The organism is Cellulosimicrobium sp. NPDC030954, from assembly GCF_055571305.1.
This window is the reverse complement of the sequence record NZ_JBVIFN010000001.1, coordinates 164,912-184,066: the sequence shown is the minus strand read 5'-3', so window position 1 is coordinate 184,066 and position 19,155 is coordinate 164,912. Positions and strand designations below refer to the sequence as shown.

Below are 19,155 nucleotides of genomic sequence, written 5' to 3'. Positions count from 1 at the left end.
GGGCGCGAGGTGGGCTCAGGGGTTCAGCCGCAGGTCACGGCCGCGTAGTCCGCCGTGATCGACGCCGTCACCCCCTGGTCTCCTCGGGTCGCCTCGACGGTGACCGTGCCGGCCTCGACCGACGTCGCCCGCGTCGCGAACGACTGGTAGGCGTTGGCCCCCGGCGCGACGGCCGCGAACTCCTTGGTGCCGAACGGCGTGACGAGGCGGATCGCGACGGGCGCGTCCTCGCCGTTCTCGGCGCGGACCGCGACGTACGCCTTGCCGGCGAGGCAGCGCGTGCTCACCGTGACGTCGATCGCGAGCGTCGGCTGACCCTCGGTCACGGTCACGGGGACCTCGACCACCTGGCTGGTCCAGCCGTCGTCGACCACGACGTACGCGGTGTACGCCCCGGCCGCCGCGTAGGCGTGCGACCCGGAGACGGACCCGTCCGTCACCGTGCCCGCCGCGACGTCGGAGCCGTCGCCCCACGTGACCGCCGCGCGGAGCTCGACGCCCTCGCGGCCACCGGTCACCTGGGCGAGCACCGCGTCCGCGGACTGCCCGACGGCGAGGGTCACGCCGTACGCGGCCGTCACCTCGAGCGCGGGGTGCTCGGCGAACGTCCCGTCGTGCGCGACCGCGACCACGTGGATGCGGCCGTCGCGCGAGAGCTCGCCCGGCTGGTCCGGGAGCGTGAGGCTCACGGGCCGCTTGCCCTCGGGGAGCGTGATCGGCGCCGTCGCGAAGAACGCGGCGGGGGTGCCGGTCTGCGGGCTGCCGCCGCGCAGGCGGTTGTCCGTGACCGCGACGGGGATGTTGCCGAACACCGGGTTGCGCGCCGCGCCCGACCAGTCGCCGAAGCTGAGGTCGATGGGCTGCGACGAGCCGTCGTCGAAGGTCAGCACGCCCTGGGCCTGCTGGTTCTTCTCCGTGCCCGTGCCGATCACCGAGAGCTGCTCGGCGTCCGCGGGGACCTCGAGCTCGATGGTCTGGCCGTCGCCCGTCGCGTTGTCCGGCTGGCCGGCGGGGATCGCCGGGACGTCGAACGCGAGGTCGGTGCCGGGCACCGTGCCGCGCTCGCCCTGGACGAAGCCCTTCGCCGCGAGCTGGGCCCGGTCGAAGAACACGCCCTGGCCGTCGCACGAGCCGACGGTCGTGCCGAGGTCGCCGATGCAGACGTTGTCGTACGCCGCGAGCAGCGAGCCCTCGCGCAGGAGCGAGACGGAGACGTACGAGGTGGTCGAGACGGGCTCGATCCCCTCGCCCGAGACCGTGACGGTCACCGGGTAGACGCCCGGGGCGGTCCACGAGTGCGCGGCGTTCACCGCGTACCCGCCGAACGCACCCGCCTGGAGCGAGCCCGCGACGGGCTCGGAGCCGTCGCCGAACGCGACCTGCACGTCGAGCGCCGACGCGTCGCCCTCGACCCCGGTGAGGGTCGCGAACGAGCCCGAGACCTCGCGCCGGGTGACCGTGTCGCGGTCGGGCGCGGCCGAGAGCGTCAGCTCCTCGGCCCCGGAGGCCTTCGGGTCGGCCAGGAGCTCGACCTCGGCGAGCGAGAGCGCGCCCGAACCGGAGGCCTCGGTGACGTTCACGCGGTACTGCGCGAACGCCGTCGGCTCCGCGACCGTGAACGGCCGCGTCTGCAGCGCCCAGCGGAACTGCTCGCCCGACCGCTCGTCGAGGGTCGTCCAGGTCTCGCCGTCGTCGGAGCCCTCGAGGGTCCATGCGGACGGCGACGCCGTCCCGCTCGCCCCGGAGGTGAGGGTGTACGACCCGACCGTCGGCCGGATGCCGTTGCCCGCCCACGTGATCGACGGGGTCGTCGTGGCGAACGTCGTGCGCGTGCCGGACGTGTTGTCCGTCAGCGCCGCGGCGCTCGTCGCCGCGTCGCCGTCCACGACGGTCGTCGTGCCGAGGCCCGACGTCGTCGCGTCCTGGACCGGTGCCGGGGGCTCGTCGCCCTCGGTGAGCGACGGCGGGGCGTCGTCCTCGCCGGTGCCCCAGTCGGACGGCTCCGGACCCATGACGAAGTCCAGCGTCGCGCCGCCGGAGAGGTCGGCCTGCGAGAGCGACGTCGAGGTGCGGGCCTCGCCGTCCACCGCGAGCGACTGCACGTAGACGTTGTCCACCGAGTTGTTCTCGGCGTTGACCACGAGGTCGCCGTCCGGCAGGTGCACGGTCGCCTTGTCGAACAGCGGCGAGCCGACCGCGTACTCGGCGGAGCCGACCTGGAGCGGGTAGAAGCCGAGCGAGGCGAAGATCCACCACGACGACATCTCGCCGTTGTCCTCGTCGCCCGGGTAGCCCTGGCCGATCTCGCTGCCCACGAACAGGCGGCGGGTGACCTCACGGACCTTCTCCTGGGTCTTCGAGGGCGCGCCCGCGGCGTCGTACAGCCACGGGATGTGGTGCGACACCTGGTTGCTCATGCCCCACATGCCCATGCGCACGTCGCGCGCCTCGCGCTGCTCGTGGATGCCGCCGTTGCCGGCGCCCTTCTCCGGCGTGGAGAAGAACAGGTCGAGCTTGTCCTCCAGGCCCTGCTGGCCGCCGTAGAGGTTGGCGAGACCCTGCGGGTCCTGCGGCGCGTGGAACGCGAAGTTCCAGCCGCTCGTCTCGGTGTACCCGCCGCCCCACGCCTCCGGGTTGTAGGTCTCCGGGTCGACGGCCCACGTGCCGTCCGCGTGCCGCGGCACGAAGAAGTCGACCTCGGGGTCGAACAGCTCGACGTAGTGCGTGGCGCGCTCGAGGAAGTACGAGGACTCCTCGCGCAGCGCCTCGCGACGCTCGTCCGGCGTGGCCGGGTCCTCCGCGAGGGCGGCGGCCATGTTGCCGATGCCGAAGTCGTTGACCAGGCCCTCCAGGCCCCACGACACGGACTCGTGCGTGGACTCCGGGGTGAACCCGAGGAACGGCGACGTCTGCAGGCCCTTGCGGCCCACGGCGTTGTTCGGCGGCGCGACGGAGGCGTTGCGCAGCGCGGCGTCGTACGCCTCGAGCGCCGAGTCCGTCGGGAGCGAGCCCTTGAGGTACGCGTCCGCGAACGCGACGTCGGAGCTCGTGCCCGTCATGAGGTCGGCGTAGCCGGGGGAGGACCAGCGCGCGATCCAGCCGCCGTCACGGTACTGCTGGACGAACCCGTCGATCAGCTCGCCCGCGAGCTCCGGGTAGAGGAGCGAGTACGCCGGCCAGGCCGTGCGGTACGTGTCCCAGAACCCGTTGTTCACGTAGATCTTGCCGTCGACGATCTTCGCGTTCGTCTGCGTGTCCGTCGCGGAGCCCGTGGTCGCGGAGACCGGGCTCGCGTACTGGTACGCCGGAGCCTGCGCCGTGCCCGTGTTCTCGAACTGCGAGTTCGGGTACAGGTTGAGGCGGTAGAGGTTGGAGTACAGCGTGACGAGCTGGTCCTCGCTCGCTCCCTCGACCTCGATGACGCCCAGACGGTCGTTCCACGCCTGCGCGGCGGCGGCCTTGACCTCGGTGAAGGTCTTGCCCGTCACCTCCAGGTCGAGGTTCTTGCGCGCCTGGTCGAGGCTGATGAACGAGGTCGCGACACGCAGCTCGACCGTCTTGTCGGACGACGTGTCGAACGTCGCGAAGCGCGCGTCCGCACGGTTGCCCGCCGCCGTCCCGACCGCCGTCGGACTACGGTCGAAGGTGCCGGCGACGAACATGCGCGTACGGCCCACGGACAGGCCCGAGCCGTTCTCGACCCAGCCGGAGATCGTCCCCGTGGCCTGGTCGTACGTGAGCTTGGACGAGCCGTCCACCTTGTCCACGAGCACGTGGCCCGTGGCGCCGGGGTAGCTGAAGCGGAGCACCGCACCGTGGTCGGTGGGCGTCGCCTCGATCGCGGACCCGTTGGTGAACGTGACCCCGTAGTAGTCCGGGCGTGCCAGCTCGTCGGCGTGGTCGAACTCGAGGCCGCGCGTCGAGAGCGTGGCGTCGGGCGTCCCGGACGCCGTCGACGGGAGGAACGTGAGCTGGTTGCGGTCGCCCATCCAGGGGCTGGGCTCGTGCGAGATGCCGAAGCCCTGGAGCACGGGCTTGTTGTTGGCGTTGTTGGCCTTGTGGTACTCGTACAGCCAGCTCTGCGAGGAGGCGTTGGTGTAGGGCACCCAGAAGTTGAAGCCGTTCGGCGTCGCCGTCGCCGGGATGTTGTTCCCGCGCGAGAAGCTGCCCGACGCGAGCGTGCCGCGGCGCGTGTCCACGTAGTTGGCGAGGCTCGAGCCGTCGATCGTCGCCGGGCTCGCGGTGATCGCGACGTCGTCGAGCCAGCCCGCGAACCTGGTGCCGGCGTGACCGCCCGGGTTGTCGTAGCCGAGCAGCACCTGGTCGACGGTCTTGCCCGCGGCGACGTCGCCGAGGTCGATCCGCACGGAGTTCCACTGGTCGGCGTAGAGGATCTTGCCCTCGCCCTGCGCCTGGGCCGTCGCGACGGTCTCGTGCGCGTCGCGCGCGCCGAGGTCGGACAGGTAGGTGCCGTCGGTGAACAGCACGTCCACGGACGCGTACGTCGACGGGTACTGGAGGTCGTCGAGCAGCTCGGGGAAGATCGTGTAGCTCAGGCGCGTGTCCTCGCCCACGACGACGTCGACGTCGTCGTAGAGCACGTTGGTCGCGTAGGTCTCGCCGTCGGCGAGGTGCGAGCCGTCGTACCGGAGCGAGTGCAGGCCGGAGAACCCGACGCCCGCCTTGTTGGTGAAGTTCACCCGCGGGCCCGTGCCGACCTTGGTGTTCATGGGCGCGGCGGAGGGGCCGGCGCTCAGGTCGCCCGAGAGGTCCCAGCCGGCGAGCTGGACGATGGAGTCGCCCGAGTTCGCGGTCACGTTGAGGCGCAGGTACGTGTACGCCTCGGTGGGCTCGTCGAGCTCGAAGCTGCGGGTCTGCTGCCGGTTCGGGAAGTCCTCGTCGGTGCGCTGGTCGAGCGGGGTCCACGTGGAGCCGTCGTTCGAGCCCTCGATCGTCCAGGTCTTCGGGTCGCGTCCCGCGGCGTCGTCGCCCGACGTCATCGAGTAGGCGACGAACGAGACCGGCTCCGTGAACTCGTACCGGACCCAGCCGGTCGAGGCGAACGCGAGCCACTTGGTGCCGGAGCTGCCGTCCGCGAGGTTCGCGGCGCCCTCGTTCGGCAGGTTCTGGGCGCTCGCCGTGACGGCCTTGAGCTTCCCGAGCACGCTGCCGGGGAGGCCGCTCGTGAACGACCCGACGTTCGACTGCCAGGGGGCGCCGTCGCGCTCGGCCACCGTGGTGGCGAGCGCTGCGGGGTCTCCCGACTCGAAGGACGACGAGAAGTCCCCGGGCTCCGCGGCGGCGGCGGGAGCCGCTGTGAGGGCCCCCGCCGGGGAAGCGAGAGGCACTGCGAGAGGGACGGTGAGGGCCGCGGCGAGCGCGAGGCCGAGGGGCCTCGCGCGGCCGCTCCGGGAACGCGCGGCGACCGCGCGTCCGGGCGGGAGGGGTCTGGTCATGCTCGCGATCTCCTTCGATCATCTGACAGCGCTGTCAGGCTGCAGGGGTGCCCCTGACAACGCGCAGGGGGGAAGCGTTGTCAGGGGCAGCCCGAACTTATGCGGCGGCGACGGTCTTTGTCAACGCGACCGGAGCCTCCGGGAGCGGACGGCCCAGGGCCCCTCGCTCCCGGCACGACGGGCCTAGGCTCCCGGGCCGGAGACCTCGCCCGTGCCCCGCACGACGAGGCGCGTGGGCACCACGACGAGGCGCGGGGCCAGCTCCGGGCTCTCCGCCCGTGACACCGCGAGCGAGGCGGCCTGACGCCCCATCTCGACGACGTCGTACCCCACGACGGTCACGTCGAGAAGGTCCGCGAGCTCGAAGTCGTCGAAGCCCACGAGGGCGACGTCCGCCGCCCCGCCCGCGGACACGCGGTCCCGCAGCGCGTGGAGCGCGCCGACCGTGATCTTGTTGTTCGCCGTGACGAACGCCGTCGGGGGCTCCGGCAGGGCGAGGAGCTCCGCGACGAACGCACGCGCGAGGTCGGCGTCGTGGGCGCCGTCGCGCACGTAGCGCGACGGGTCCTCGACGCCCGCGCCGCGCAGCGTCGCGACGAACTCGTCGCGACGCTCCTGGAACGTCCACAGGCGGGAGACGTCCCCGACGAGCGCGATCCGCCGGTGCCCGTGCGCGAGCAGGTGCGTGACGGCGTCGCGCACCCCGCCGCGGTTGTCGATGACGACCGTGTCCGCCTCGACGCCCTGCGCGGGCCGGTCGATGAAGACGACGGGCAGGCCGTCGTCGAGCTCGCGGCGCAGCGACGAGTGGTCCGTCGACGTGGGCGTCACGACGAGGGCGCCCACGCGGCGCTCGACGAGCGCCTCCGTGAGCGAGCGCTCGCGCTCCGGCTCCTCGTCGGAGCTCGTCGTGATGAGCTGGAGGCCGTGGTGGCGCAGCTCGCGCTCGATCCCGCTCGCGAGCGCGGAGTAGAACGGGTTCGCGAGGTCGCCGGTGACGAAGCCCACGAGCCGCGAGGACCCGCCGCGCGCCAGGTCGGCCGCCACCGCGTTGCGGCGGAAGCCGAGCCGCTGCGCGGCCTCCTGCACCTTGGCCCGCGTCTGCGGCGCCACGTTGGGCTCGTCGTTGAGGACGCGCGACGCCGTCTTGAGGCTGACGCCTGCGACCTCCGCGACGGCCGCGAGGGTCGGCCGTCGGCCTCCCCGCCCTGCGTGCGGGCGCGCCGCCGTCTCCGTCGGCGCGACCGTCCCGGCACCCGGCGCCGTGGCCGCGCTCCCGCCCGGCGGGAGCGTGCCCGTGCTCTCCCCCTGCATCACCATCATCAGACCTCCCGTCGACCGCGGATGAGCATGTCGACGACGATAGCGAGCAGGAGCACCGCTCCGGTCACGATGTACCGCGTCGCCGTGTCGAGGTTGAGCAGCGTGAGCCCGTTGGCGATCGACTGGATGACCAGCACGCCGAGCAGCGCGGACCACGCGCTCCCGCGCCCGCCGAACAGGCTCGTCCCGCCGATGACCGCCGCGGCGATCGCCGTGAGGTAGGTGTCGGCGGCGCCGGTGCCCTGGTTCGCGGCGGCGAGGCGCCCGGCCGCGAGGATGCCGCCCAGCGCGGCGAACGTGGAGCAGGCGACGAAGCACGAGACGACGGTCCGCCGCACCGCGACGCCCGCGAGGAGCGCGGAGCGCCGGTTCCCGCCCACGGCGCGCACCGACCGGCCCCAGCGCGTGCGGCGCAGCAGGACGTCCACCACCACGACGAGCGCGACGAACAGCACGACCGTGTAGCCGATCCCGCGCGCGGTCCCCAGGTAGGCGACCGTGCCGACGAGGACCGCGGCGAGGACGGCGGTGCGGACCGCGATCCGGCCGAGCCCGGGGCTCGGCAGCTCCGCGCGCACGCGGCGCCGGTGGTCGACGACGCGCAGCGCGGCGTACCCGGCCACCACCACGACGACGAGCGCCCAGGCGGCGGTCGGCGCGAGGAAGCCCTGCTGCACGGTGCGCACGAGCCAGGACTCGAACGGGATGTTGATCGAGCCCGAGGGGCCGAGCACCCGGAGCTGCACGCCCGCGAGGACGAGGAGCCCGGCCAGGGTGAAGACGAACGACGCGAGCCCGAGGCGCGTGGACAGCAGCCCGTACCCCAGGCCGACCACGACGCCGACCGCGAGCGCCGCGAGGATCGCGAGGCCGACGGGCCAGTCGAGGTTGACCGTCCCGACCGCGAGCACCGCGGCGGCGAGACCGCTCACGGAACCGACGGACAGGTCGATCTGGCCGACGAGCAGCACGAGGACGACCCCGAGCGCGATGATCCCCGTGGGCGCGCTCTGGAGCGTGAGGTTGACCAGGTTCTCCGCCGAGAGGAACGCCGGGTTGATCGCGCCGAGCACGACCCAGATGAGCAGCAGCGCGCCGACGATCGGGAGCATGCCCAGGTGGGCGCCGCGCAGCTGCCGGACGACGCTGCCGGACAGCGCGCCGGTCGACGTGCGGTCGAGCGCCGCGCCGGAGGTGCGGCCGGGGACGCTCATCGGTGCACCGCCCCGGTGCCGCCGGAGCGCCGCTCGCGCCCCGGGTCGGTCGCCGGCCGGGCCGTGCCGCCGGGCCGCGCGGGCCGGACCGCGCCGGTCATCGCGGCGAGCAGGTCCTCGTAGGACGTGTCGCCCGCGAACTCGCCGTGCACGCGCCCGAGCCGCAGCACGAGGATGCGGTCCGCGACGGCCTGCAGGTCGCCCGCCTGGTGGCTGATGAGCACGACGGCGTGGCCGCGCTCGCGCAGCTTCTCGATGAGGTTGAGCACCTCGGCCGTCTGCCGGACGCCGAGGGCCGCCGTCGGCTCGTCGAGGACGAGCACGCGCGGCGCGCCCAGGAGCGCCCGCGCCACGGCGACGACCTGCCGCTGCCCGCCGGACAGGGTGCGCACGGGCTGGCGCACGGACGGGACGGTCGCGGCGAGCTGGTCGAGCAGGCCCCAGGCCTCGCGCTCCATGGCGATCTCGTCGAGGAACGGGCCGCGCAGCGTCTCCTGCCCGAGGAACACGTTCTCGACCACGTCGAGGTCGTCCACGAGGGCGAGCTGCTGGAACACCGCCGCGATGCCGTGCGCGCGCGCCGCCGCGGGCGAGTCGAGGACGACGGGCGCGCCGTCGAGCAGGACCTCGCCCGCGTCGGGCCGGAACGCGCCCGCGACGACGCCGGCGAGGGTCGACTTGCCGGCGCCGTTGTCGCCCACGACGGCGAGCACCTCGTGCTCGCGCACGTCGACGTCCACGTCGACGAGCGCGCGGACGCCGCCGAAGTTCTTGGAGACCCCCCGCAGGGACAGTACGGGCGCGCTCACGGGGCGGCCTCCAGGAGTCCCGCCTCGACGCACGCGTCGACGTAGTACGGGGTGCAGATCTCGTCGACCGTGTACACGCCGCCGTCGACGATGACGCGCTGCACGTCGTCGATCCCCACCGCGCGCGGCGCGAGGAGCAGGCTCGGGACGCCGTCGATGCTCGCGGTCGCGCGCGGGTCCTCGCCGCGCAGCACGCGGACGGCGAGCTCGGCCGCCGTGCGCGCCTGCTGGGCCGTCGCCTTGTACACGGTCATGTACTGGTCGCCGGAGACGATGCGCTGGACCGCCGCGAGCTCGCCGTCCTGGCCCGTGGTGGGCGGGACGGGGTCGAGGCCGGCGGCCTTCATCGCCGCGATCGCGCCGCCCGCGATGCCGTCGCTCGCCGCGAACACGCCGTCGACACGGCCGCTGTACTGCGTGAGCTGCCCCTCGACCCACTCGGTCGCCTTGTCGGGGCTCCAGTCGGGGGTGTCGTACTCGGCGAGCACGTCGATGTCCTCTCCCTCGAGCGCGCGGTGGGCGCCGGCGGCGAGCTCCGCGGCGTTCGGGTCGGTCGGCGAGCCCTGGACGAGCAGGACGCCCGGCCGCCGGCCCTGCGCCGGCGGGTCCTGCTCGGCGCGGTCGAGGACCGCGCCCACGAGCGCCTCCCCCATGAGGTACCCGATGAGCTCGTTGTCGAACGAGACGTAGTAGTTCGCGCCCTCGACGAAGCGATCGTAGGCGATGACCGGCACCCCGAGCCGCTGCGCCTGGGCGACGATGCTCACCGCGGCGACCGCGTCGACCGCGTCGAGGACGAGCACGTCGGCCCCGCGGGCGAGCATGGACTCGGCCTGCTGCTGCTGGTTCGCGGCGTCCTGGGCGGCGTTGGCGTACAGGACCTCGCACGTGGGGCAGCGGCGCTCGACGACGCCCACGAAGGTCGGGCGGTCGGTGGTCTCGTAGCGCGCGGTCTTCGCCTCGGGCAGCAGGAGCCCGATGGTCCCCTCCGACGGCCCGGAGGGCGCCTCGGGCGCGGCGCAGCCGGCGAGCACGAGCAGCGCGACGACGACGGCGGCGAGGGCGCCCGTGACGGCCGTGCGGGCCCGACGGCGGGCCGTCCCCGTGCGTGCGGCGCTCGCCCCGGTCATGCGCTCACCCCCAGCGCGCCGCTGACGCGCGCGAGGTCGAGCGCGACGGCGAGCGCCCCGCGCACCTCGGCGGCGGACCCGAGCTCGGACGCGACCACCTCGACGGGGCCTGCGGTGCTCGGCACGGTCCGCTGCTCGAGCGCCGTGCGCAGCGGGCCGAGCAGGGCCTCCCCCGCCTCGGCGAGCTGTCCCCCGACGACCACGATCTCGGGATCGACGAGGTTGCACAGGTTGGCGGCCGCGACGCCGAGGTGCTGGCCGGCGTCGAACAGGACGCGCCGGCACCCGGGGTCGCCCTCCTGGGCGCGCGCGATGACGTCGCGCAGGGTGAGGGGGCCGCGGCTCTCGGAGAGCATGGACAGCAGGACGCCGGCACCGACGTACATCTCGAGGCAGCCCCGGTTGCCGCACCGGCACACCGGGCCGTTCTCGTCGATGGTGACGTGGCCGATCTCGCCCGCGACGCCCGCGCGCCCGTGCACGACCCGCCCCCCGAGGACCAGCCCGCCGCCCACGCCGTGGGAGACCCGGAGGTACGCGACGGCGTCGTGCCCGACGGCGGCCCCGAACCGGGTCTCGGCGAGCGCGCCGAGGTTGGCGTCGTTGTCCACGGTCACGGGCGCGCCGAGCTCGGCCTCCAGGACCTCGGGCACCACGACGCCGTCCCAGCCGCGCATCATGCCGACCGTCGCGATGCGCCCCGCGCGCACGTCCACGGGCGCGGGCACGCCGACACCGACGGCGAGGAGCTCGTCGGGGGCGGCGTCGACGGACGCGACCATCTCCTCGACGAGCAGGGCGGCGCGCTGCAGCCCGGTGTCCGCGCGGTGGTCGGGGGCCAGGGGCATGCGCTGGTCCGCGAGGACGCGCATGGACGCGTCGGCGAGCGCGACGCGCATGGACCGTGTGCCGAAGTGGACGCCGGCGACGAGCCCGAGGTTGCGCGCGAGCGTGACCTGGAGCGCGCGGCGGCCGCTGCGCGTGGACGGCGAGGTGTGCAGCACGCCCGCACCGGTGAGCTCCTTGACGATGTTGGAGACGGTGGCCGGGGACAGCCCGGTGACGCCGGCCAGCTCGATCTGCGTGAGGGAGCCACGCTGCTGGACGGCGCTCACGATCCGAGCTCGGTTGGCCTCACGCAGTGAAGTCTGCGAGCCCGGGGTCACCCGGTCAGCGCGCACGCAGGTCAGGATACCGCCGGGGCACCCCCGTCCAGGTGGGACAGGCCGGGTCGTGGACGCTGAGCCGATCTTCTGAACGAACTGGACAGCGCTGTCACCCTACGTCAGACTCGGCAGAACCGCTGGTTGCGTGCAGGACGTGACGCGAAGATCACGATTCAGCGACGCTTGCGTTCATTTCTTGACATCAAGCGGCAGCGGGTCGTTGTATGGGCAGCGGGTTCGAGGGCGCGCCGGTGCGCCCGGCCGACGAGACGTGGTCGTCTCGACGGTCCCCCACGACCGAAGAAGGCGTAGGGAAATCACGATGCGAATCGATCGCAGGACGAGCGCGACGGTGGCGACGGCCGCCCTCGTGGGTCTCGCACTCGCCGCGTGCAGCGGCGGTGGTTCCGGTGACGGGGGTACCGGCGACGGAGGCGCTTCGGGGGGCGGCGACGAGGTCGAGGTCTTCACCTGGTGGGCCGCGGGCTCCGAGAAGGCGGGTCTCGACGCGCTGGTCGGCGTGTTCAACGAGCAGCACCCCGACGTGGAGTTCATCAACGGCGCGGTCGCCGGCGGCGCCGGCTCGGCCGCGAAGGACCTCCTCCAGTCCCGCCTGCAGGCGCAGGACCCGCCGGACACGTTCCAGGCGCACGCCGGTGCCGAGCTGCAGGACTACATCGACGCCGCGCAGATCGAGGACGTCTCGTCGCTGTACGACGAGTTCGGCCTCAACGACGTCTTCCCGGCCGACCTCGTCGACCGCCTCAAGTCCGACGACGGCGCGATCTACTCGATCCCGTCGAACATCCACCGCGCGAACGTCGTGTGGGCCAACCCGACGGTCCTCGAGGCCAACGGCGTCGACCCGGCCGCGACCTACGCGGACCTCGACGCCTGGATGGCGGACCTCGACAAGCTCAAGGCCGCGGGCGTCACGCCGCTGTCGGTCGCGACCACGTGGACCCAGGTCAACCTGCTCGAGACCGTGCTCCTCGCGGACCTCGGCGCCGAGGGCTACAACGGCCTGTGGGACGGCTCGACCGACTGGGAGGGCGCCGACGTCACAGCCGCCCTCGAGGACTTCGAGAAGCTCATGAGCTACACCAACACGGACCGTGACGGGCTCGACTGGCCCGAGGCGACCCAGATGGTGATCGACGGCAACGCCGCGTTCAACGTCATGGGCGACTGGGCCGTCGCGGCGTTCGAGGAGCAGGGCAAGACGCTCGGCACCGACTTCACCGCGTTCCCCGTCCCGGGCACGGACGGCGTGTTCGACTTCCTCGCCGACTCGTTCACCCTCCCGGTGGGCGCGCCGCACCCCGACGGCGCCAAGGCGTGGCTCGAGACCGTCGGCTCGCTCGAGGGCCAGGTCGCGTTCAACAAGGCCAAGGGCTCCATCCCGGCGCGCACCGACGCCGACCCGAAGGAGTTCTCGGAGTACCAGCAGACGGCGATCGAGTCGTTCGGCAACGACACGATCGTGTCCTCGCTCGCGCACGGCGCCGCCGCCCCGGTCGCGACGCTGAACGCGATCTCCGACGCGACGAGCAAGTTCACGTCCGGTGGGTCCGACCTCGCGACCTACCAGTCCGAGCTCGCTTCCGCCGCACAGGGCTGACACCGCTCCACCGGAGCCGCCGCGCGTCGTCGGGAACCCTCCCGACGGCGCGCGGCGGACCCGCGCGACCGGAACGCGTCCCCGGGACGCCGGTCGCCCTCGCGCGCCGCGTCCCACACCCACGACCGGGAAGACCCACCATGCTCAAGTCACTGCGACGAGCCGGCCCAGCGCTGCTGATGCTCACCCCCTCGCTGATCCTCGTCGGTGTGTTCGTGTACGGACTCATCGGCGCGAACTTCAGGACGTCGATCACGGACAACCACACCGCGGCGCAGGCCACCGGCCAGAAGCCGTCCGTGGTCGTCTGGTTCCAGAACTACACCGACCTGCTCGGCAGCGAGGCGTTCCAGCACTCGCTGAAGAACCTCGTCCTCTACACCGTCGTCTTCCTCGTCGGGACGCTCGTCATGGGCTTCCTGTGGGCCTGGATGCTGGACAAGCCCGTCAAGGGGGAGGGGATCTTCCGCTCGGTCTACCTGTTCCCCATGGCCGTGTCGTTCGTCGCCTCCGGTGTCGTGTGGCGGTGGCTGCTCAACTCGAACCAGGACGAGCAGGCCAGCGGCCTCAACCGGCTGTTCCAGATCGTCGGCCTCGACTTCCTGCAGAACAACTGGTGGAACAACGTCACGTGGGGCATCACAGCCATCGCGATCCCTGCCATCTGGCAGCTCTCGGGCTACGTGATGGCGCTCTTCCTGGCCGGGTTCCGCGGCATCCCCGACGAGCTCCGGGAGGCCGCCCGCATGGACGGCGCGAGCGAGTGGAAGCTGTACCGCCACGTGCTCTTCCCGCAGCTCTCGCCCATCGCGCTGTCGGCGCTCATCATCATCGGCCACATGTCGCTCAAGGCGTTCGACCTCATCATGTCGATCTCGAAGCCGGCGAACTACCAGACCAAGGTGCCGGCCGTCGACATGTACGTGTTCAAGTCGAGCTTCGACTACGCCAACGCGGCCGCCGTCGGCTCGATCCTGCTGATCATCGTGGCGGTCATCATCGTGCCCTACCTGATCCACACCAACCGTCAGGAGAAGCGATGACGACCGCCACCACCGAGCCGGTGCCCGCCACGCCGACCGGCACGAGCGGGCGCCCCGTCGACCTCCGCCCCGACGGCGGCAAGGAGCGCTTCTCCGCGGGCCGCACCCTCAAGTACGCGGTCCTGATCCTCTTCCTCGTGATCGTGCTCATCCCGGTCTACGTGCTCTTCGTGACGAGCTTCAAGGGTGCGGGCGACGCCTCGCCCGCGCGCGCGTGGTCCCTCCCCCAGGTCTGGACCACGGAGAACTGGCAGACGGCGTGGACCGCGCTCTCGCCGGCGATCTGGCGCACGGTGCAGATGGTGGTGCCGTCCGCGCTCATCGCCGCGTTCCTCGGGTCGCTCAACGGGTTCGTGCTCTCGCGCTGGTCCTTCAAGGGCGCGAACGTCGTCTTCACGCTCATCCTCTTCGGGATGTTCATCCCCTACCAGGCCGTGATCATCCCGCTCAACCAGCTCGTGCTGGGCCTCGGGATCCCGAGCGGCGTGCCGACGCTGATCCTGCTGCACGTCATCTTCGGCATCCCCATCACGACGCTCATCTTCCGCAACTACTACATGACGGTCCCGCACGAGCTCGTCGAGGCCGCGCGCGTGGACGGCGCGGGGATGCTGCGCACGTACTGGTCGATCATCCTGCCGATCTCGATCCCGAGCTTCGTGGTCGTGCTCATCTGGCAGTTCACGTCGGCGTGGAACGACTTCCTCTTCGCCGTGTTCTTCTCGTCCAGCCAGAACGGCCCCGTGACGCTCGCGCTGAACAACCTGGCGAACGGCGCGCTGCTGCAGAACTACGGCGTCTCCATGGCCGGGGCGCTGTTCGCGTCGCTGCCGACGCTGCTCGTCTACATCGTCCTCGGCAAGTACTTCGTCGGAGGCCTCATGTCCGGCTCGGTCAAGGGCTGACCTCCGGTCGAGCCGAGCTCGCGGGGGGCGGGCGGGACCTGGTCGCACCGGGTCCTGCCCGCCCCTCCGTCGTACCACCGACGAGCGACCCGTCACCGGGCGAAGTCCGCGGCACTCCCTTCATTCCCGGGAGAACCCCGCCTATACTCACTGTCGACAGCGCTGTCAGGTGGCCTCGCGTCACCACGTGCGACGTCGCACCACGAGAGGAACGCACCGCGTGAGCACCCCCCGCCCCGCCTGAGCAGCGCCCCCCGACCCGCGCGGGGGCGCCGGTCGTCCGACCCTGGACCGGCGCTCCCCGCGCGAACCCGCACCACCCCCACCCCGCCCGCACGACCCGCCCGAGCACCAGCACCGTTGCCGCTCGACGACGCCCGGAGGCCCCATGACCCGCCCGCCCGCCCCGCCGCCAGGACGGCGCGCACGACGCCGCGCCACCGCCGCCGTCGCGCTCGCGACCGCCGGAGCCCTGCTGCTCACCCCCGCGGTCGCGCAGGGCGCACCGTCGGCCACGTCCCCCGCGGCCGCCACGGCGGGGATCGACGCCACGCCCGCGTTCGGCGCCCCTGACTCGACGGCCGCCGACTACTACGGTGCGCTGCTGCGCCACACTCGCTGGGTCGAGACCGTCTGGGACTCGTCGGCCGGGGTGTACCAGCTCAAGGACTTCAACTTCGCCGTCGTGCTGGGCAACGCCGTGCTCCTGACCCACGGCGAGTACGACGCCGAGCTCGCGGGCATCCCCGAGGAGACGCTCCGCGCGCACACGCTCGCCACGATCCGCCACTACGCGGCGACCAACCGGTTCGTCGACCCGGCGGGCACCTGGGGCAAGAAGCTGTTCTGGGACTCGACGTTCCAGTCGTACTTCCTCGCGGCCGGGACTCTCCTGTGGGACGAGCTCGACGCGACGACGCAGGCGAACCTCACGACGATCGCGACGAGCCAGTCGAAGTACACGGCCGACCTCGACTTCGGCAAGGACCCGCTCTCGGGCTCCTGGACCGCCGACTGGCCGACGGGCAAGCACGAGGGCGACACCGCGCAGGAGGAGGTCGGCGTCTACACGCAGGCGCTCGCCCCCGGCCTCGCCTGGGCCCCGGACGACCCCGACGCGACGCGGTGGGCCGAGCAGCTCGGCGACTGGGGCCGCAACGCGGCCGGCCAGCCGACGGCCGACCAGAACAACCCGGCCGTCGTCGCGGGCAAGGCCGTCTCGACGAACACCATGCAGACCATCCACGACACGTACCTCGTGGAGAACCACGGGTCGTTCGGCCCGCACTACCAGTCCGACATCTGGCGGTCCGGCGGGCGCAACGCGATCCACTTCCTGCTCCGGGACGAGCCGCTGCCGGAGATCCTCACGCACCAGCCGAACTCGGCGGAGCTGTGGGAGTCGATCAAGCTCGTCATGTCCGACGCGGGCGAGCCGTTCATGCCGATGGTCGCCGACCGCGAGTACCTCTACGGGCGCGACGCGATCCCCATGGCGTTCCTCGGCCAGGTGCTGCGCGACCCCGACGCCGCGCGTGCCGAGGCCAACCTTGCCGCAGCGCTCGAGGACTACCAGTCGTACGCCCCGGTGTACCGGCTCGCGAAGTTCTCGGGCGAGCCCAAGTACGAGCCCGAGGCGCGCGCGGAGATCGCCATCTCCTACCTGCTGCACGTCGAGGCCGCCGAGTCGCCCGAGGGCTCTGTCGAGCCGACGCCGCAGGACGAGTTCTTCGAGCGCCTCGCCGGGGTGCGCGACTTCGGCGCCGGCCCCGGGCTGACGGTCCAGCAGTCCGCGGACGCCTGGGCCGCGGCGTCGAGCCGCAAGGGCTTCGTGAAGTTCCCCTGGGTCCCGGGGCACGACTCGTGGCTCTTCCACGTCTCGGGCTCGACCCCGTACCTCTACCCCAGCACCGGCGCGACCGTCGACGAGCGGCACGTGACGACGTACACCGGGCCGCGCGACGGCTTCGAGGGCACGTCGTCGGTGTTCCGGGTCGGCAGCGGGTACGCGGGCCAGGTCACGCTCCCGACCGGGGCCGCCGTCTACGCGTCGACCGGCGCGGGCACCGAGGACGCGAGCCTGTCCGTCCGCAACCTCGACATGAACGGGTACTCCGGGCTCGACGGGTCGCGCACCTACACGACCGCCGAGGGCGAGACCACCGCGACGCTCCCGGTGACCCGCCCCGCCGACCCGGCGGACGCCAAGGCCGCGCGCGTCGACGACCTCACGTTCGCGCCCGTCACGGCGCGGTACGTGCGGCTCCTCGGGCAGCAGGGCCACCCGCAGTACGGCTACTCGATGTTCGCGTTCCACGCCTACGGCGCGGACGAGGGGTCGGCGACCGACCTCGCGGCCGGCAAGGTCGCGACCGCGTCGAGCGAGGACGTCGGGGGCGGTCGCCAGGCCGCGCGCGTCACGGACGGCAACCCGTCCACGCGGTGGGCCGTCGCGGTCGGCGAGCGCACCCGCCCCGACTCGTGGATCCAGGTCGACCTCGGCGAGGAGACCACCGTCGGCGGCGTCCGGTTCGCCTGGGAGGCGAGCGCCGGCGCGCGCTACCTCGTCCAGACGTCGACCGACGGCGAGACCTGGACGACGGCCACCGCCTACGGCAAGGCCCCGGCGGACGTGAACGTCGCGCGCCTCGACACCGTCGACCTCACCCCGGAGGGCGCGGACGAGCCCGCGCCGGTCACCACGCGCTACGTCCGCGTGCAGGGCGTGCGCGGCGACGCGGCGTACGGCTACTCGCTCTACCACCTGCGCGCGTTCTCCCCGGCGGGCACGGACGTCGCGGCGGGCAAGCCGGCCACCGCGTCGAGCGCCAACGGCTCGAACCCGGCCGGTGCCGTCACCGACGGCTCCGCCACGACCCGCTGGGCCGTCGCGGTCGCGGACCGCACGAAGCCGGACTCCTGGATCCAGGTCGACCTCGGCGCCCCCACCGAGGTCAGCCAGGTCCAGCTCGGCTGGGAGGTCGCCGCAGGCCAGGAGTACCGCGTGCAGACGTCGCTCGACGGCCAGTCGTGGCACGACGCCGCGTCGTTCCGGTACACCGGCGACCAGGTGCTCAGCAGCGACGGTGACTGGCTCAACGTCGAGGGCGAGGCAGGGTTCGTCGTGCGCGGCTCCGACGCGCCGGTGACCGTGTCGCGCGCGACGGACACGCGCCACGTCGTCCGGCTCACGGACGGCGCGACCGGCCCGCGGCTCGTCGAGATGGTCCCGGGCGACGCCGCGGCGACCGCCGCCCAGGCCGGGGCCCACGTACCCACGGCCGCGGACCCGGCGGTGCTCGTGAGCGCCGTCGACGGCTACGTCGTGGCGTTCAACCTCACGGGCGCGGACGTCGCGACGACGCTCACCGTCCCGCACGACGGCGGCGCCGTCCCCGTGTACGCGGGCACGCAGGCTGTCGGCGCCGAGGCCTCGACGCTCGACGTCACCGTCCCCGCGGGCGACGCGGTCGTCCTCGCACCGCGCGCCACGGTCGCCACGCCCGCCGGGCGGGCCCCGGCGGACGTGACGGTCGCCGTCGACGACGCCCGCTCGTTCCGCGTGAGCGGCGACGGGACGCCGGTCGAGCTGCGCCACGCCGAGACGGGCGCGACGCGCACGGTCGGGGCGACGGCGTCGGGCACGCGGGTCACGTTCCGGGACGCGACACCGTTCCCGGTCGCGGACCGCGCGCTGAGCACCCTCACGTTCCCCGCGTCGGTGCTGCCCGAGGGCATGACGTCGCCGTCGCTCGCCGTCGACGGCGACGCCGCCACGGCGTGGGTCCCCGGACCGGACGGCCGCATGGTCACGGACCTGGGCGCGCCGCGCGAGATCGGCACCGTCGTCGCCGCGTGGGAGCGCGGCGGGGCGCCGGAGTCGGTCGTGTCCGTGAGCGACGACGGCCTGACGTTCACCGACGTCGGCACCCTCGGCGCGGGCGACGTGCGCGGCACGCTCGCCGTCGACCGCACGGCGCGGTACGTCGCGCTGAGCACGGCGTGGGCCGACGGCGACCCGGGCCTCACGGCCCTGCGGGTGCTCGCGCCCGGCGCGGCCGACCCGGCGTCGCCGCCGGCGGTCGCCGTCACCGCGACGGCCGAGGTCCGGTGCCTCGCCGGCAAGCCGTACGTCGCGGTGCGGGTCGTGAACGACGACGACACGCGCCTCGACGTCGAGGTCGCCACGCCGTGGGGCTCCAAGAGCTTCCCGGCCGTGGCCCCCGGCAGGAACGCGTACCAGTCGTTCGCCGTCCGCGGCGACGCCGACGGCGAGGTGACGGTCACGGCCGCGGCGTCGGACACCGTCGACGAGCGCGAGACCGTCGCGACGCCGGAGCACGACCGCCCGACCTGCGGCTGACCCACCCCCGCCGAACCCCGGGGGGGGGGGGCCCCCCCCCCCCCCCCCGGGGGGGGGGGGGGGGGCGGGGGGGGGCGGGGGGGGGGGGGGGGGGGGGGGGGGGGGGGGGGGGGGGGGGGGGGTCC

Annotated in this window: 10 protein-coding genes; 4 read left to right on the top strand and 6 right to left on the bottom strand. The window is 73.3% G+C overall.

Annotated features, from left to right (window positions below; translation table 11 throughout):
• Window positions 1–23 precede the first annotated feature (23 nt).
• The 6 genes from ACZ402_RS00755 to ACZ402_RS00730 all read right to left on the bottom strand — a co-directional run bounded on the left by ACZ402_RS00755 (window position 24) and on the right by ACZ402_RS00730 (window position 11,047).
• Entirely contained in the window at window positions 24–5,348 is a 5,325-nt protein-coding gene (locus ACZ402_RS00755; RefSeq protein ID WP_375822714.1) for a GH92 family glycosyl hydrolase, read from the bottom strand.
• Window positions 5,349–5,639: 291 nt separating this feature from the next.
• Window positions 5,640–6,779 (bottom strand): LacI family DNA-binding transcriptional regulator, encoded by a 1,140-nt coding sequence (locus tag ACZ402_RS00750; RefSeq protein ID WP_375822716.1) that lies wholly within the window; start codon window positions 6,777–6,779, stop codon window positions 5,640–5,642.
• Window positions 6,779–7,993 (bottom strand): sugar ABC transporter permease, encoded by a 1,215-nt coding sequence (locus ACZ402_RS00745; protein WP_375822718.1) that lies wholly within the window; start codon window positions 7,991–7,993, stop codon window positions 6,779–6,781. The genes ACZ402_RS00750 and ACZ402_RS00745 overlap by 1 nt, the downstream gene beginning before the upstream one ends.
• Window positions 7,990–8,802 carry an ATP-binding cassette domain-containing protein gene (locus ACZ402_RS00740; protein ID WP_375822720.1) on the bottom strand — a complete coding sequence of 271 codons (813 nt, stop codon included), beginning with the start codon at window positions 8,800–8,802 and terminating at the stop codon, window positions 7,990–7,992. The genes ACZ402_RS00745 and ACZ402_RS00740 overlap by 4 nt, the downstream gene beginning before the upstream one ends.
• Complete coding sequence (locus ACZ402_RS00735; RefSeq protein ID WP_375822722.1) at window positions 8,799–9,932, bottom strand: substrate-binding domain-containing protein; 1,134 nt, start codon at window positions 9,930–9,932, stop codon at window positions 8,799–8,801. The genes ACZ402_RS00740 and ACZ402_RS00735 overlap by 4 nt, the downstream gene beginning before the upstream one ends.
• Window positions 9,929–11,047, bottom strand: coding sequence for an ROK family transcriptional regulator (locus ACZ402_RS00730; RefSeq protein WP_375822724.1), 1,119 nt, complete (start codon window positions 11,045–11,047; stop codon window positions 9,929–9,931). The genes ACZ402_RS00735 and ACZ402_RS00730 overlap by 4 nt, the downstream gene beginning before the upstream one ends.
• A gap of 373 nt (window positions 11,048–11,420) precedes the next feature.
• On the opposite strand from ACZ402_RS00730, the gene ACZ402_RS00725 reads away from it, so the two are divergent.
• From ACZ402_RS00725 to ACZ402_RS00710, 4 genes are all read left to right on the top strand, one after another.
• Entirely contained in the window at window positions 11,421–12,719 is a 1,299-nt protein-coding gene (locus ACZ402_RS00725) for an ABC transporter substrate-binding protein (protein ID WP_375822726.1), read from the top strand.
• Window positions 12,720–12,859: 140 nt separating this feature from the next.
• On the top strand, window positions 12,860–13,762 hold the full coding sequence (locus ACZ402_RS00720) for a carbohydrate ABC transporter permease (RefSeq protein ID WP_375822728.1): 903 nt from the start codon (window positions 12,860–12,862) through the stop codon (window positions 13,760–13,762).
• On the top strand, window positions 13,759–14,667 hold the full coding sequence (locus tag ACZ402_RS00715; protein WP_375822730.1) for a carbohydrate ABC transporter permease: 909 nt from the start codon (window positions 13,759–13,761) through the stop codon (window positions 14,665–14,667). Before ACZ402_RS00720 ends, ACZ402_RS00715 begins: the two co-directional genes overlap by 4 nt.
• Before the next feature lie 388 nt (window positions 14,668–15,055).
• Window positions 15,056–19,030, top strand: coding sequence for a discoidin domain-containing protein (locus tag ACZ402_RS00710; RefSeq protein WP_375822732.1), 3,975 nt, complete (start codon window positions 15,056–15,058; stop codon window positions 19,028–19,030).
• Window positions 19,031–19,155: the final 125 nt, after the last annotated feature.